Source organism: Rhodanobacter sp. FW021-MT20 (assembly GCF_041107475.1).
In the GTDB taxonomy this organism is placed as follows: Bacteria; Pseudomonadota; Gammaproteobacteria; order Xanthomonadales; family Rhodanobacteraceae; genus Rhodanobacter_A; species Rhodanobacter_A glycinis.
In genome coordinates, this window is record NZ_JBGBPX010000010.1 from 55058 (window position 1) to 69465 (window position 14408).

Annotated in this window: 15 protein-coding genes; 10 read left to right on the forward strand and 5 right to left on the reverse strand. The window is 64.2% G+C overall.

The window, feature by feature from the left end; all coding sequences use genetic code 11:
* Nucleotides 1-126 precede the first annotated feature (126 nt).
* The 5 genes from AB7849_RS11865 to AB7849_RS11885 all read right to left on the reverse strand — a co-directional run bounded on the left by AB7849_RS11865 (nt 127) and on the right by AB7849_RS11885 (nt 3617).
* On the reverse strand, nt 127-1524 hold the full coding sequence (locus AB7849_RS11865; protein WP_008213229.1) for a replicative DNA helicase: 1398 nt from the start codon (nt 1522-1524) through the stop codon (nt 127-129).
* 200 nt (nt 1525-1724) lie between these two features.
* A complete protein-coding gene (gene rplI / locus AB7849_RS11870) occupies nt 1725-2174 on the reverse strand; it encodes a 50S ribosomal protein L9 (RefSeq protein WP_008213230.1) in 450 nt (149 codons plus the stop codon).
* A 213-nt stretch (nt 2175-2387) separates the two neighbouring features.
* Nucleotides 2388-2618: a 30S ribosomal protein S18 gene (rpsR, locus tag AB7849_RS11875; protein WP_008213232.1), complete on the reverse strand. Its 231-nt coding sequence runs from the start codon at nt 2616-2618 to the stop codon at nt 2388-2390.
* 14 nt (nt 2619-2632) lie between these two features.
* Nucleotides 2633-3076 carry a 30S ribosomal protein S6 gene (rpsF, locus tag AB7849_RS11880; RefSeq protein ID WP_008213233.1) on the reverse strand — a complete coding sequence of 148 codons (444 nt, stop codon included), beginning with the start codon at nt 3074-3076 and terminating at the stop codon, nt 2633-2635.
* A gap of 214 nt (nt 3077-3290) precedes the next feature.
* A complete protein-coding gene (locus tag AB7849_RS11885) occupies nt 3291-3617 on the reverse strand; it encodes a HesB/IscA family protein (protein WP_008213234.1) in 327 nt (108 codons plus the stop codon).
* Nucleotides 3618-3751: 134 nt separating this feature from the next.
* Here AB7849_RS11885 and asnS point away from each other — a divergent pair, with 134 nt between their 5' ends.
* From asnS to AB7849_RS11935, 10 genes are all read left to right on the forward strand, one after another.
* Entirely contained in the window at nt 3752-5167 is a 1416-nt protein-coding gene (gene asnS, locus AB7849_RS11890; protein ID WP_008213235.1) for an asparagine--tRNA ligase, read from the forward strand.
* 8 nt (nt 5168-5175) lie between these two features.
* Nucleotides 5176-5967, forward strand: a complete 792-nt coding sequence (locus AB7849_RS11895) for a MalM family protein (RefSeq protein WP_369501096.1) — start codon at nt 5176-5178, stop codon at nt 5965-5967.
* Nucleotides 5964-6281 (forward strand): hypothetical protein, encoded by a 318-nt coding sequence (locus AB7849_RS11900; protein ID WP_008213238.1) that lies wholly within the window; start codon nt 5964-5966, stop codon nt 6279-6281. Before AB7849_RS11895 ends, AB7849_RS11900 begins: the two co-directional genes overlap by 4 nt.
* A gap of 67 nt (nt 6282-6348) precedes the next feature.
* Nucleotides 6349-7140, forward strand: a complete 792-nt coding sequence (locus AB7849_RS11905; RefSeq protein WP_369501097.1) for an SDR family NAD(P)-dependent oxidoreductase — start codon at nt 6349-6351, stop codon at nt 7138-7140.
* A gap of 220 nt (nt 7141-7360) precedes the next feature.
* On the forward strand, nt 7361-10156 hold the full coding sequence (locus AB7849_RS11910) for a type VI secretion system Vgr family protein (protein WP_369501098.1): 2796 nt from the start codon (nt 7361-7363) through the stop codon (nt 10154-10156).
* A gap of 171 nt (nt 10157-10327) precedes the next feature.
* A complete protein-coding gene (locus AB7849_RS11915; protein ID WP_202799612.1) occupies nt 10328-11611 on the forward strand; it encodes a hypothetical protein in 1284 nt (427 codons plus the stop codon).
* A 12-nt stretch (nt 11612-11623) separates the two neighbouring features.
* Nucleotides 11624-12592, forward strand: coding sequence for a hypothetical protein (locus tag AB7849_RS11920; protein WP_008208729.1), 969 nt, complete (start codon nt 11624-11626; stop codon nt 12590-12592).
* A gap of 89 nt (nt 12593-12681) precedes the next feature.
* Entirely contained in the window at nt 12682-12900 is a 219-nt protein-coding gene (locus AB7849_RS11925) for a hypothetical protein (protein ID WP_008208730.1), read from the forward strand.
* 179 nt (nt 12901-13079) lie between these two features.
* Nucleotides 13080-13250 carry a hypothetical protein gene (locus AB7849_RS11930; RefSeq protein WP_157618009.1) on the forward strand — a complete coding sequence of 57 codons (171 nt, stop codon included), beginning with the start codon at nt 13080-13082 and terminating at the stop codon, nt 13248-13250.
* 15 nt (nt 13251-13265) lie between these two features.
* Complete coding sequence (locus tag AB7849_RS11935; RefSeq protein WP_008208732.1) at nt 13266-14387, forward strand: contractile injection system protein, VgrG/Pvc8 family; 1122 nt, start codon at nt 13266-13268, stop codon at nt 14385-14387.
* The last annotated feature ends 21 nt before the right edge of the window (nt 14388-14408 follow it).

Here is a 14408-nt window from a genome sequence, read left to right on the forward strand (position 1 = left end):
GACGCCGCTGCAAGGCTTGAAGCACGGCCTGGCCAAGCGCGCATGGAAAACGCCGGATACGTGATCGGCCATTGCCGAAACACCGGCTCGACGACGCTGCAAACGACGCGCTCCGCATCGCGGCGCTCAATCAAACGCCCCCACGAAGGAATCCGGCGCGTAGTTCTCGAACTTGGTGTAGTGGCCGAGGAAGGTGAGCTTCACCGTGTCGGTGGGGCCGTTACGCTGCTTGCCGATGATGATCTCGGCCAGTCCCTTGTCCGGCGATTCCTTGTTGTAGTAGTCGTCGCGGTAGATGAACATGATCACGTCGGCGTCCTGCTCGATGGCGCCGGATTCGCGCAGGTCGGACATCATCGGACGCTTGTCGGCGCGCTGTTCCAGCGAGCGGTTCAACTGCGAAAGGGCGATCACGGGCACGTTCAGTTCCTTGGCGAGCCCCTTCAGTGAACGCGAAATTTCTGAAATTTCGGTGGCGCGATTCTCCTTGCTTCCGGGCACCTGCATCAGCTGCAGGTAGTCGATCACGATCAGGCCCAGCCCGCCGTGTTCGCGATGCAGGCGGCGCGCGCGCGAACGCAACTCCACCGGCGACAGACCGGGGGTATCGTCGATGTAGATCTTCGCCTCGGACAACAGTGCGATGGCGTTGGTGACGCGCGGCCAGTCTTCCTCGGCCAGGTCGCCATTGCGCAGGTGCTGCTGGTGGATGCGCCCGACCGACGAGATCAGGCGGAAAGCCAGCTGCGAGGCGGACATTTCCATCGAGAACACCGCCACTGCCTTTTTTGCACGCAAGGCCACCGCTTCGGCGATGTTCACCGAGAACGCGGTCTTGCCCATCGACGGACGCGCCGCGACGATGATCAGGTCGGACGGCTGCAGGCCCGAGGTCAGTTCGTCCAGGTCGGTGAAGCCGCTGGAGACGCCGGTGAGCTGGCCCCGGTTCTGGTAACGCTCGTGCAGCAGGCGGAAGGCATCCTTCACCGCCTCGCGCATCGAGACCGAATCCTTCTTGCCGCGTGCGCCGGATTCGGCGATGTGGAACACGCGCTGCTCGGCGCTTTCCATCACCTCCTGCACGCTCTTGCCTTCCGGGCGATAACCGTCCTCGGTGATCGAGGTGCCGGCGTCGATCAGCTGCCGCAGCACCGACTTCTCGCGCACGATCTCGGCATAGGCGGCAATGTTCGCCGCACTGGGCGTGGCATTGGCCAGCTCGACCAGATAACTGGCGCCACCGACCATCTCGGCCAGGCCGTTGGCATCGAACCAGTCGCCCAGGGTCACCGCATCGCACGGCATGCCCTTGTTCGCCAGCTCGGTGATGGCCCGCCAGATCAGGCGATGGTCCTTGCGGTAGAAATCGCCCTCGCCGAGGCGATCGGCCACCTTGTCCAGCGCATCGGGCGCCAGCATCAGGCCACCGAGCACGGCCTGCTCGGCATCGATCGAGTGCGGCGGCACGCGCAGCGACTCGAACGACGGGGCCCGCTCGGAATGGCGCTCGGGAACAAAGGACATGGATCTACCTCGCGAAGGGCGTGCACACGCCCCGCGGACGCGCTGGCCGGTGCTGCCTGTGAGCATACGCGGCGACGTCGCACGGGGCGAGACAACAACTCTGTGGATAAGCTGTGTGTTGCTGGGGATAAAACCCCGGCCGCGCCCAAAAGCAGACGGGCGCCCTGAGGCGCCCGTCCCGGGTACGGTATCGCGGCGGCTTACTTCTCGCCGACCACGATCACCTTGACCTTGGTCTCGACGTCGGCGTGGAGGCTGATCACCACGTCGAACTCGCCAGTGTGACGGATCGGGCCTTCGCCCTGGATCACTTCACCCTTGTTGACGTCATGACCGACGGCCTGCAGCGCCTCGGCGATATCGCGCGGACCGACCGAGCCGTACAGCTTGCCCTCGGCACTGGCGTGCGCTTCGATGGTCACCGACACGTCGGCCAGCTTGGCCATGCGCGACTGGGCATCCGACAACTGCTTGTCGGCCTTTGCCTCGTACTCGGCGCGGCGCTGCTCGAACGCGGCCAGGTTCTCGGCGTTCACACGCACGGCCTTGCCCTGGGGCAGCAGGTAGTTGCGGCCGTAACCCGGCTTCACGACGACCTTGTCGCCGAGGTTGCCGAGGTTGCGCACCTTCTCGAGAAGAATGAGTTCCATGATGATTCCTTTTCGTTAGCACCGGAATGGCCGGCGCAGCCGTGGACGGTTGTCCGAATGTTGCTGGTGTTTCCCATCAGAGGGCGGATGGAGCGAGGGGCGGATTTGCGCTGGCATCGATCGAAGCACGCTTCGAATCAACGCTGTCGCGAGCCCCCCCCCCTCATCCGCCCTGCGGGCACCTTCTCCCCGGCGGGGAGAAGGGTTCCGGGATCAGACGTCGTGGTTGTCGGTGTACGGCAACAGCGACAGGAAGCGCGCGCGCTTGATGGCCGTGGCCAGCTGACGCTGGTAACGCGCCTTGGTGCCGGTGATGCGGCTCGGCACGATCTTGCCGTTTTCGGTGATGTACTGACGCAGGGTGTTGAGATCCTTGTAATCGATCTCCTTCACCTTCTCGGCAGTGAAGCGGCAGAACTTGCGGCGGCGGAAGAACTTGGACATGTCGTGGCTCCTGATCAGTCGTCGCTGTCGCGATCGTTGTCGCTATCGCTGTCGTTGCGCTCGCGGCGGGCCGGGCGCTCGTCACCATCGCTGTCGTCGTCACGGCGACGCGAGGTCTTGGCATCGTCCTTTTCCTTCGACTTCAGGATGAAGGACGGCTCGAGATCGGCCTCGTCGCGACGGATCACCAAGTGGCGCAGCACGGCGTCGTTGAAGCGGAAACCCGACTCCAGCTCGTTCAGCGCACTCTGGCTGACTTCGATGTTGAGCAGCACGTAATGTGCCTTGGCCAGGTTGACGATCGGGTAAGCCAGCTGACGGCGGCCCCAATCTTCCAGACGGTGGATCTTGCCGCCGTCGGTCTCGATCAGCGCCTTGTAGCGCTCGATCATCGCCGGGACCTGCTCGCTCTGGTCAGGGTGGACCAGAAACACGACTTCGTAATGACGCAGGGTCATCTTGGAGGAACTCCTTGTGGATGCGGCCAAAAACGGCCTCGCAGCCTCCCGCAGGTGCGGTGAGGCAAGTGTCCTGTCGGCCCTTTGCAGCGCGGACAGAAGCGGAAGTGTAAGCGTGACAGTGACTTGAGCGCAAGTCTCGGCGCGCGGGCGAACGGGGACCCGAAGGGCGCGGACTCTCCCGATGGCGCCACGGGTCGGCGCCCTGCCCGGCTCAGCTCACGGTGAAGCTTTCCCCGCAGCCGCACGCCCCGGTGGCGTTGGGGTTGTGGAACACGAAGCTGGCGTTGAGGCCCTGACGCTGGAAATCGATCACCGTGCCGTCGACCAGTGGCAGGCTCTTGCTGTCCACCACTACCGGCACGCCATCGACTTCGACCAGTTGGTCCTCCGCACCGACGGCCTCGGCCAGATCCACCACATAACCGAAACCCGAGCAGCCGGTGCGCTTCACGCCGAAGCGAATGCCCGCGGCAGCAGGAGACTGGTCGAGGAACTGGCGCATGCGCTGGTTGGCGGCAGGGGTGATCGTGATGGTCATGGGCAACTCGGTGGAACGAACGGAACAAGCCGGACAAAATCGGGCGAAAGGTCGCGGGTCCGACGTGTACTACATTATCATGCCGGTTTGCCCACACGCGTCGATATGCGGCGCCCAATCAGGAGTTTCAATTCATGACGGCGGTCAGCCCGACGGTATGCAGCGTCAAGCACGCGCTCTCCGGCCAAATGGAAGCCGGCAGCAAGGTCACCGTGCGCGGCTGGGTTCGCACCCGGCGCGACTCCAAGGCCGGGCTGTCTTTCGTCAATGTCACCGACGGCTCCTGCTTCGATCCGATCCAGGCGGTGGCACCGGCCACCCTGGCCAATTACGAAAGCGAAGTGAAGCACCTCACCGCCGGTGCGGGCGTGATCGTCACCGGCACCCTGGTGCCGTCGCAGGGCAAGGGCCAGGCGTTCGAGATCCAGGCCGACAGCGTCGAGGTCACCGGTCTGGTCGACGATCCGGAAACCTACCCGATCCAGCCCAAGCAGCACTCGATGGAGTTCCTGCGCGAGGTCGCCCACCTGCGCCCGCGCACCAACCTGTTCGGCGCGGTGACCCGCGTGCGCCACACCATGATGACGGCGATCCATCGCCATCTCACCGAGCAGGGCTTCTTCTGGGTCAACACCCCGATCATCACCACCTCGGACGCCGAAGGCGCCGGCGACATGTTCCGGCTGTCCACGCTGGACCTGGCCAACCTGCCGCGCACCGACGACGGCAAGATCGACTTCCGCAAGGATTTCTTCGGCCGCGAGGCGTTCCTCACCGTGTCCGGCCAGCTCAATGTCGAGGCGTACTGCCTGGCCATGAGCAAGGTCTACACCTTCGGCCCGACCTTCCGCGCCGAGAACTCCAACACCCCGCGCCACCTGGCCGAGTTCTGGATGGTGGAGCCGGAAATCGCCTTCGCCGACCTGGCCGCCGACGCCGACTGTGCCGAGGCCTTCCTCAAGGCGATCTTCAAGGCGGTGCTGGACGAGCGCGCCGACGACATGGCGTTCTTTGCCGAACGCGTGCTGCCGGACGCGATCAGCCGTCTGGAAGCCTTTATCGCCAAACCGTTCGAGCGCATCGATTACACCGAGGCCGTCGAGATCCTGAAGAAATCCGGGCAGAAGTTCGATTACCCGGTGACCTGGGGCATCGACCTGCAAACCGAGCACGAACGCTATCTCGCCGAGAAACATATCGGCCGCCCCGTGGTCGTAATGAACTACCCCGAGGCAATCAAGGCGTTCTACATGCGACTGAACGACGACGAGAAGACCGTGGCGGCGATGGACGTGCTGGCCCCGGGCATCGGCGAGATCATCGGCGGCGCCCAGCGCGAGGAACGGCTGGACTATCTCGACCGCCGCATGGCCCAGTTCGGCCTCGATACTGCGACCTATGGCTGGTATCGTGACCTGCGCCGCTACGGCACCGTACCGCATGCCGGTTTCGGTCTCGGCTTCGAGCGCCTGCTGGTCTACGTGTGCGGCCTGTCCAACATCCGCGACGCCATCCCCTATCCACGTGCGGCAGGGACCGCTGAATTCTGACGATCCTGATGCGTTATCGACCGTTTGCCATCGCCATCCTCGTTGCCGCCTGCACCGTGCTGGGCGCGTGCCACAGTGCCAAGGCGTTGCTGCCCCCGAACCTGCGCCCGGCGCAGAGTACCGGCGTCACCATCGCCAAGGCGCAACAGGCATTGAAGGATGCCACGCCCTGTTGCAGCAGCTTTGCCGATTTCTCCTACCAGACCCTGCTGCCGTGGCGCCCGAAGAAGTTCAAGCTGGGCAGCGGCAGCCTGGTGGCCGATCTCAACGGCACGCGCAGCTATTTTCTGGCCTTCAGCCTGCCGCCCGACGTGAAGATGCCCTACCGGGTAGGCCTGAAGTCCGAGCTGCACGGCAGCTGGCTGAAGGACAGCTACCTGTTCGCGCCCACCGTCGTGCTGCTGGACGATGCCTTCCAGCCGATCGACACGCATGACGTCAACCTGTGCGAGTACATGGGCTGGAGCAGCGCCAGCAGCGGCGCCTTCGGCAGCGTCACCGTATCCAATCCGAAGGCGCGTTACCTGGTGCTGTACAGCTCCGCCCAGCAGCAATCCAGCAACACCTACTGGGAACAGTCGCCGGCCGCGTTCTCCGTGGACACCCCCAACAACATGGTCTCCAACGGCAGCTTCAAGGTGCCGCACGGGCCCAACGGCACGGTCTGGATCGGGCTGATGACCAAGACTTACGCCCAGGCCGTGGATCACGGCGTCTGCGGCAAGCCCCCGCAAGGCCAGGGCGTGCTGCATACCTTGCGCACGGCGCTGCCGGTGCACTGGAGCGGGAGCGGCAGTTGAGCCATTTCATCGTTTACATCGCCCTGCTGCTGGCCGGACTCGTCTGCCTGGTACTGCACTACGTTGCACCGTTTCGCGTGGCGCGACGCATCCGCGAGGATCATCCGCAGCACTGGCAGATCATCGACGACAGCGGCAGCGCGCGCGGCATGCGACTGTGGATGCGGATGCAGCATGTGCTGCGCTCGCCCGCCATTCCTGCTCTTGCCGACCCCATCGTCACTCGCTGGTGGCGTGTGTGGCGCTACAGCCAGTGGCTGGCCTGGGCCTGCTGGCTTATCGCGCTGGGACTGCAATGGGTGCTGCGCGGCTGAGAGCCCGTTTCGCCGTGCCGCACGCCGCCGCCTCCATGCCGTCGCACCCCATGCCAAGGACATCACCATGCAACTGGATCTGAGTGGACGTCACGCGCTGGTCTGCGGCGCCTCGCAAGGCATCGGCCGCGCCAGCGCGCTGGAACTGGCCGGGCTTGGCGCCAGCGTCACCTTGCTGGCCCGTTCCGCCGAAGCGCTGCAGGCACTGGCCGACCAACTGCCGCGCACGCATGCCGACCAGCATCACGACTGGCGCAGCGTGGACATGCACGACACCGCGGCGCTGCGCGACGCCGCTGCCGCACTCGTCGCCGACGCGCCCGTGCAGATCCTGGTCAACAACACCGGCGGCCCGCCTGGTGGCCCCGCACACATGGCCGATGCCGCCGCCTTCGAGACCGCTTTTCGCCAACACCTGCTGGCCGGACAGACGCTGGTGCAGGCGCTGCTGCCAGGCATGCGCGAAGCCGCTTACGGGCGCATCGTCAACGTGATTTCCACCTCGGTGAAGGAACCGATCGCCGGGCTCGGCGTCTCCAACACCGTGCGTGCCGCCGTCGCCGGCTGGGCCAAGACCCTGTCCGGCGAGCTGGCCGCCGACGGCATCACCGTCAACAACGTGCTGCCCGGCTACACGCGCACCGCGCGGCTGGATGACATTCTTGCAACCCGGATCAAGGCCAGCGGCCGCGAGGAAGACGCCGTCACGCGCGACATGCTGGCCACCGTTCCCGCCCGCCGCTTCGGCGAACCCGAAGAAGTGGCCGCAGTGATCGCCTTCCTGTGCACGCAGGCCGCCGCCTACGTCAACGGCGTCAGCATCGCGGTGGACGGTGGACGGACCCGCGCGCTGAGCTGACTCGCAAACCGCCGGTATTCACAGCAAGCCGCCACTGGCAACCGGAGCAAACTGGCCAACATCTCATACTCGCTTTGCCACCTTAAAAATCGTCGAAGAAGCTTACGTCGATCACGTTTTCTTGTAGGACTTTGCTGATTCTTCGTGCGCTCACTCCTGCAAGATTTCCCACTGGAGTACGCTCGCCGAACAGGACGCAATGCGACTAAGGGTGAAAGACATGGAAGACTTTGACGTTTCCGCCTGGCTGGGCCTGCTGTCGCAGACCACGCGTTTCATCACGCTGGACACCGCCGCGGCCGACGGCCTGATCGTCGAACGCTTCGAAGGCCGCGAAGCGGTCAACGACGATTTCCGCTTCGAACTGGATTGCGTCAGCGCCTCGGCCTTCATCGAGCTGAAGCCGCTGCTCGGCCAGCCGATCAGCATAGGCATCGCCACCGCCGCCGGCGGGCGCCGCTACTGGCACGGCATCGTCACCCATGCCGCCGCGCTGGGTGCCGACGGCGGCCTGGCCCGCTACAGGCTCGACATGCAATCGGGGCTGGCCCTGTTGGCGCTGCGCCGCAACGCGCTGATTTTCCAGGACCGCAACGCGCTGGATGTCGTCACCCAGGTGCTGGCCGACTACCCGCAGCTGCAGGTGCGCACCGAAGTCACCACGCCACTGCGCACCCGCCCGATCTGCACCCAATACCGCGAGACTGACCTCGCCTTCGTCCAGCGCCTGCTCGGCGAGGAAGGCCTGTCGTACCGCTTCGAGCATGACCAGAGTGCCACCGATGGCGACAGCCCGGGCCACACCCTGGTGATCTTCGACACCCAGGCCGCACAACCGGACGGCGAGCCGGCCTCGGTGCGCTTCCACCGCATCGACGCTACCGAGCAGGACGACGCGATCAGCGTGTTCAGCGAACGCCGCCAGCTGGTGCCCGACCGGGTCACCACCGCCAGTTGGAAAGCGGATCAGGTGCTGAGCGTGGCCGGCAGCGCCCAGGCCCCGCACGACGACCACGCGCCCGAACTGCCCTCGCTGGACGTATTCGATGCCGACCGCAGCGGCCGTTTCGACACCGCCGCCCAGGCGCAGCGCTACGCCACCCATCGGCTGGATGCCTTGCGCCTCGCGGCCCGCACCTTCCACGGCCAGGGCGCCGTGCGCACGCTGGAAGCGGGCAAAAGCTACGTGCTGACCCAGCACCCGGACCTGTCCGGCCAAGCCTTCGTGCCACTGACGCTGACGCACGTCGCCACCAACAACCTGGGCACCGCGCTACCGCACCTGCGCGGCCGCCCGACCGACGACAGCACGCTGGGCAAGGGCAGCTACCGCCAGCACGTCGACGCCGTGCCCACCGGCACGCCGATCGCGCCGGCCCATCGTGACCGCCCGCTGGCCCCCGGCGTGCAAAGCGCCATCGTGGTGGGCGTCCCCGGCGATACGCTCACCGGCACCCGCGACCACCAGGTGCGCGTGCAATTCCCGTGGCAACGCGGCACGGCACCGCTACCCGGCGGCCTCACCGACACGATGAGCACCCACCTGCCGCACGGTCACGCACCGGGCGATCATCATTCGGGCACCTGGGTGCGCGTGGCCGAGGCCAACGCCGGTGCCCATCACGGTCACAGTTTCGTGCCGCGTATCGGTTCGGAGGTGCTGGTGGAATACGCCCACGGCGATATCGACCAACCGGTCGTCGTCGGCCAGCTCTACAACGGCCCGGCCACGCCGCCGTTCGCGGCGGGTGAGAACAGCGGCGCCAATCATCCCGGCACGCTCAGTGGCGTGCAGACGCAAACCCTGGATGGCCAACCCGGCAGCCGCTGGGTACTCGACGATGCCTCCGGCCAGCTGCGCCACAGCCTCAACCACAGCGTGGCCGACAGCCAGTTGAACCTCGGTTACCTGATCGACCAGCAAGGCAACCAGCGCGGCGGCTATCGCGGCGAAGGCTTCGAACTGATGACCGCCGGCTGGGCCGTGGTCCGCGCCGGCGAAGGCCTGCTGCTGTCCGGCACCGCCCGCGCGCAAGGCCAATCCACCCCAATGGATGCGGCCGAGGCCCTCGGCCAGCTCAAGGCCGCCCACGCCACCGCCCAGCGGCTGGACGGCGCCGCCACGCAGGCGAAGGCCACGCCACTGGCCGCCAACAACGCGCAAACCGACCTGCAACAAATGATCGATCCGCAGCAGGACGGCAAGTACACCGGCAGCGTCAACGGCCAGCCCAGCACGAAACCCAACGGCAACCAGCGCAGCGGCGGCGATCCGGTCGAACGCTTCGCCCAACCCGCCGTGCTGCTGGAAACCCCCGAAAGCCTCGCCCTCACCACCCCCAAGAGCGCCGCCAGCTTCGCCGGCGAACACCAGCACCTCACCAGCCAACGCGACACCCACCTCGCCGCCGGCGCCACCCTGGCCGCCGTCAGCGGCGACGCCGCCAGCCTCTACGCTGCCGACGGCGGCATGAAGATCATCGCCAACCACGGCCCGGTGAGCATGGAGGCCCACACCGACGCCATGGACATCCTCGCCGACCAATCGGTCACGGTTACCAGCACCACCGACCGCATCCAGGTGCTGGCCAAAGACACCATCGTCCTGCAATCGGGCCAAAGCACCATCACCCTCGACGGCCCGAACATCACCATCGCCTGCCCGGGGAATTTCACGGTGAAGAGCGGGACGCATGAGTGGCTGGGGGGTGAGGGACAGGCGGCGGAGTTGCCGGTGTTACCGGATGACTCCACCGACAAACTGCCCAACTGGATCCAGATCAGCCATCGCGATGCCGACAACCAGCCCTACGCGGGGCAAGGCTACAAGATCTTTTTTGCGGGTGGCAGCGTCATATCCGGCACACTCGATGCCATGGGCCAGGCACGCCACGATAACGTGCCCACACCGGCCGATCACGTCGAGTACGAGCCGGTCAAACCGTTGCCCGATCCACCGTGGGATCCCCTCAACCAACTCGTCGCCGCCGTCAACAACAAACCCGGCCAAGGATGATCCATGGATTGGAATGAATTCGAAAACGCCATGGAGTGGTATGCCGCCGCTCCGGATCGCTGGTACCAGAGCGGCAAGAAAGATCTGGGCGCCGCTGCCGAATGGATCCTGAATGTCATCGAAGGCGACTTTGCCGACCAGCAAAGCAATGCACAGGTCATCACCGGCACGGTGATCTCGCTGATCCCCGGCGTGGATCAACTTTGCGACGTGCGCGATCTGGTGGCCAACTGCAAGAAGATCCACGAGGACGTCTCCAATACGTGGGCCTGGGTGGCTCTGCCTCTCACGCTGATCGGCCTGTTCCCCGAGCTCGGCTCACTGGCTAAGGGCGGCGGCAAGATCCTGTTCGCCTACGGTCGCAAAAGCGTATTCAAGGTGGGCGAAAAGGCGCTGGAATCCGGCCTCTGGAAGGCCAGCGAGCATTTCGTCGAAGCGGGCATCGGCAAGCTCGATCAGTATCTGAAAATGCCGATGGTGCGAAAGACGTTGAAGGCACTACGCATCCACCGGCCCTATCACTTTCTGTCGGAGAAGGTGAGCTCACTGGCCGGGCACGTGAGCCTGAGTGCCTTGCTGGCGGCCTTCGACAAGGTCTTGCGGGTGCTGCGCTCCCTGGTGGAGAAAATCCAGCACTGGGGCAGCGAAGCCTTGGCTACGCGTGCCGGTAGCATGCTGCAAGTGGTCATCGACATCCGCAACAAGGCGAATCAGGCGTTGAAAAAGGTGCTGGCGCCGGTGACGCAATGGCTGGAGCAGCTTGCACGTCGCCTTGAAGTTCAAGGCGACATGAACTATCGCGCCATCGTCAACAGCACCAATCCGCATGGGTTCACGCGTGTGGAAGCGACTGCGGAAGAGGCCCACTTCGCCAAGGCCAAGCCCGATTGGGTGGATGAAACCCCAAAGTTGAAATATAGCCCTCGGGAGGATTGTCCACCGATTCCTGCAGGATGGCCGGACATCAGCGGCCATGCCAAGAGTGACGTCACTCGAAATGCATTCGATACCTTCCATGACGTCGAGCCAGTCGTGATCCCGCCGGGCGAGAAGATCTATCGCGTGCTCGACCCCGGTTCCTACGACGACCGTATCTGCTGGATGCGCGAGGCTGAGTTCCAAGCGTTGAAAAGCAAGAGCCAGTGGCGCCGTCGTTTCGCGGTATGGGGAAGTTGGAACCGTAACGGCGAGTACGTGACCTATGTGGTGCCACCGGGCGAAGGGCTGAAGGCTTGGGAAGGGCCTGCTGCCAGCCAGTCGAAAAAAGGCGCCGCATACGTGCTTGAAGGCGGCGGCATCCAATTGGTTCTTGATCCAGCCGATCTGAAAGCCACGTCGATTGGCAAGCGCCAGTCCACGAACTGGGGTTACAGCGAGTTCCCCGGCGAGAGCGACGCCAAGCTGGGCCTGCCCACGCTCACCAATAACCTGTCTTCCATGCAGAAGAAAAAGTAACCGGAGTCCGTCGTGCCCGCCACCCCACTTACCGCCCACGAATGCTATCTACTGGAACGCTACACCTCACTGGAATACTTCGGCCGCCTGCGCGACGCGTGGGAGGCCACGGTGCATTACGCGGAAGGCATGCTCGACCGCTACATGCAACACCTGCCCGATGCCTACCGCAAGCGCCCCTTGCCCAAGCAACCCGATATCGTCTGGGGCGAGCGCGTGCTACCCAATTTTCGGTCGACGCTGCAAGACCTCTATGACAGCTACATAAAGTTCAGCCACGGTGACTGGTCGGCGTGGGGAGGTGACGGAGTCAGTGGCGATGTTCGCGGCCAGAGGGAGTTCTGGGAAGGCTGGATGGACGAGGTGGAACCCGCGGCTGCCGGCAAGTATTCGGATTTGCTTTATCTGGCAAGTTATCTGGCAGGAAGAATCAACGCCACCCGACATGGCTGGATTCAAGGCTCCCTGAGTTTCAGATACAAGCCTTCCCCCTCTGACCCATGGGAGCCACCTTCGGCTTGGCCTCGCTACCGGCTGAACCCTACCATCCGCGTGGCCTCGGGCGAACCCGTGGCGCATGCCGGCTTGTATTGGCCGGAGACGCCTGACGCGGCCGTGCAATTCCTCGTGCCGACCACACCTGAGCAACCTTGGATTGCGGCGCCAGAGGCCAGCGTGGGCTTGAGTAAAAGCGGTGGCCAATACGACCACGAAGAACCCACCACCTGGATCAAGGTCGAACGCGTTCCCGGTGAAACCGTGGAAGACGGCTTGATGAACCTGCTCGACGGCCAGCCGACGCCGCCTCGCAATGTGCCGGCCGGCCAGCCGTGCCCCCGTGGGGGGTGGTGGTTCACTCCGGCCAAGTCGGGTTCGCACCGCTACTTCAACAAGGGAGATGCGTTTCCCGCCATCGAAAGTAGCGACTACGGCACCACCTTCTGGCAATGGTCGCCGGATCAGGGGCCGCCACGCCTTTGAAATACAGATTCAACCAGGCTCTGGTCTGACCCCGGCCGATCATTGACCTGTCCCTCCCGCGGTTTAACCGCCTCCTCAAGGAAGAAACCATGCTCAGCAAACTGATCCTCAACTCGTACAAGACCCTGCTCGAAATCTCGATGTGGTTGATCCTCATCGGCAGCTTCGTTGGCGGCTGGATCGGCAAGGGCTTCATCGGCGGCATCCTGTCGCTGGTGGTTGCTTTCATCTTCTGCGTAGTGACCTTCGGCGCGTTCTTTGTGCTGATGGACATCCAGAGCTCGGTCAAGGCGATCAAGGAGCGCTGAAGCGATCCGACAGGCGGCGTGGCCGCGTGACGGCCACTGCCTTCGCTACCCAAGGAGATATCGACATGTCAGACGGTCCCCATTACACCTGTCCGCATTGCCGCACGCAGGTGCCACGGTGCCAGGTGTACACGGGTTGCCAAGCCGAAGTGGAATACGGTATGCCCAAGGAAGCGCTCATGGCCGTGCTGCTCGTGGCCATCGTCGCGGGGGTCTATGTGGGCCATCGCACCTATGCATGGTTGGGATGGATCACCTTCGGCGTCTTGCTCGTCGGCGACGGCATGAGCTGTTTCAAGATGTTCGCCAACCGCGTGAACTTTAAACGCCTCTACCACACCCGACGATAAACGCACACGCATTTCGTGGATGATCTGGATTACGTCAGTGCCTCGGCCTTCATCAACCTCAAGCCGCTGCTCGGCCAGCCGATCGGCATGGGGATCGCCACCGCCACCGGCGGCCGGTGCTACTGGCACGGCATCGTCACCCACGCCGCCTCGCTGGGTGCCGACGACGGTTTGGCACGCTACCGGCTCGACATGCAATCAGGGCTGGCGCTGCGCCGCAATACGCTGATTTTCCAGGATCGCAGCGCGCTCGACGTGGTCACCCAGGTGCTGGCCGACTACCCGCAACTCAAGGTACGCACCGAGGTCACCACGCCGCTGCGCACCCGGTCGTCGTCGGCCTGTTCTACAACGGCCCGGCCAACCCTCCGGCGAGAACAGTGGCGTCAATCATTTCGGCACGTTCTCGCATCGCCCGCCACACTTGACAGTCGACACGATGTCCGTCAGCACCATGGATGCACAACCATGCGCCACAACTACAAACCGGAACAGAAGCATGCCATCCTGATGGCGGCGGCGAAGGTGAAGGTCACCGATATCCCGAGATGCTTTGGCATCTCCATAGGCACGTATTACAACTGGCGACATCGGTTCGACCATACCGACAATGCAAGTCTGCGGCTCTATGTGCAAGAGAAGCCACTTCAATCGTCCGCGCTCCACCATGCAGCGTTGTATGGCATCTATCGACGCGACTACATTCCCTCACAAGCTGGTTGGCAGGTGCGCATTCATCGACGCGGCCGTATCGTCGTGGACGCTCGTTTTCGGGACAAGGACTACGGCGGAGCCGATGCCGCGCTTCGTGCCGCGCAGGCGCACCGCGACCTGGCCATTCGCAGGCACACTCCCATGCAGCTGCGCGAACGCAACCAGATTTTGCGTCGCAACAACACAACGGGCGTTCCCGGGGTCACTCGTGTGCTGGATAAAGGGAAATACGATCTTTTTTGTGCTGCCACCATGCTGCCCGATGGTCGTCGGCTTTCCCGCCGATTCTCGATCGCCAAGTATGGCGAGTGCCGGGCGTTCGAGCTGGCTGTCGCGGCAAGACAGGAGCAATTGGAGCGGGTCAAGGGGGTGTTAACCATGCATCCGGCGACCAATGGCCACAACGGGGATACGGGCGATTAGCCACGTTCGCTGCCGCCCTGT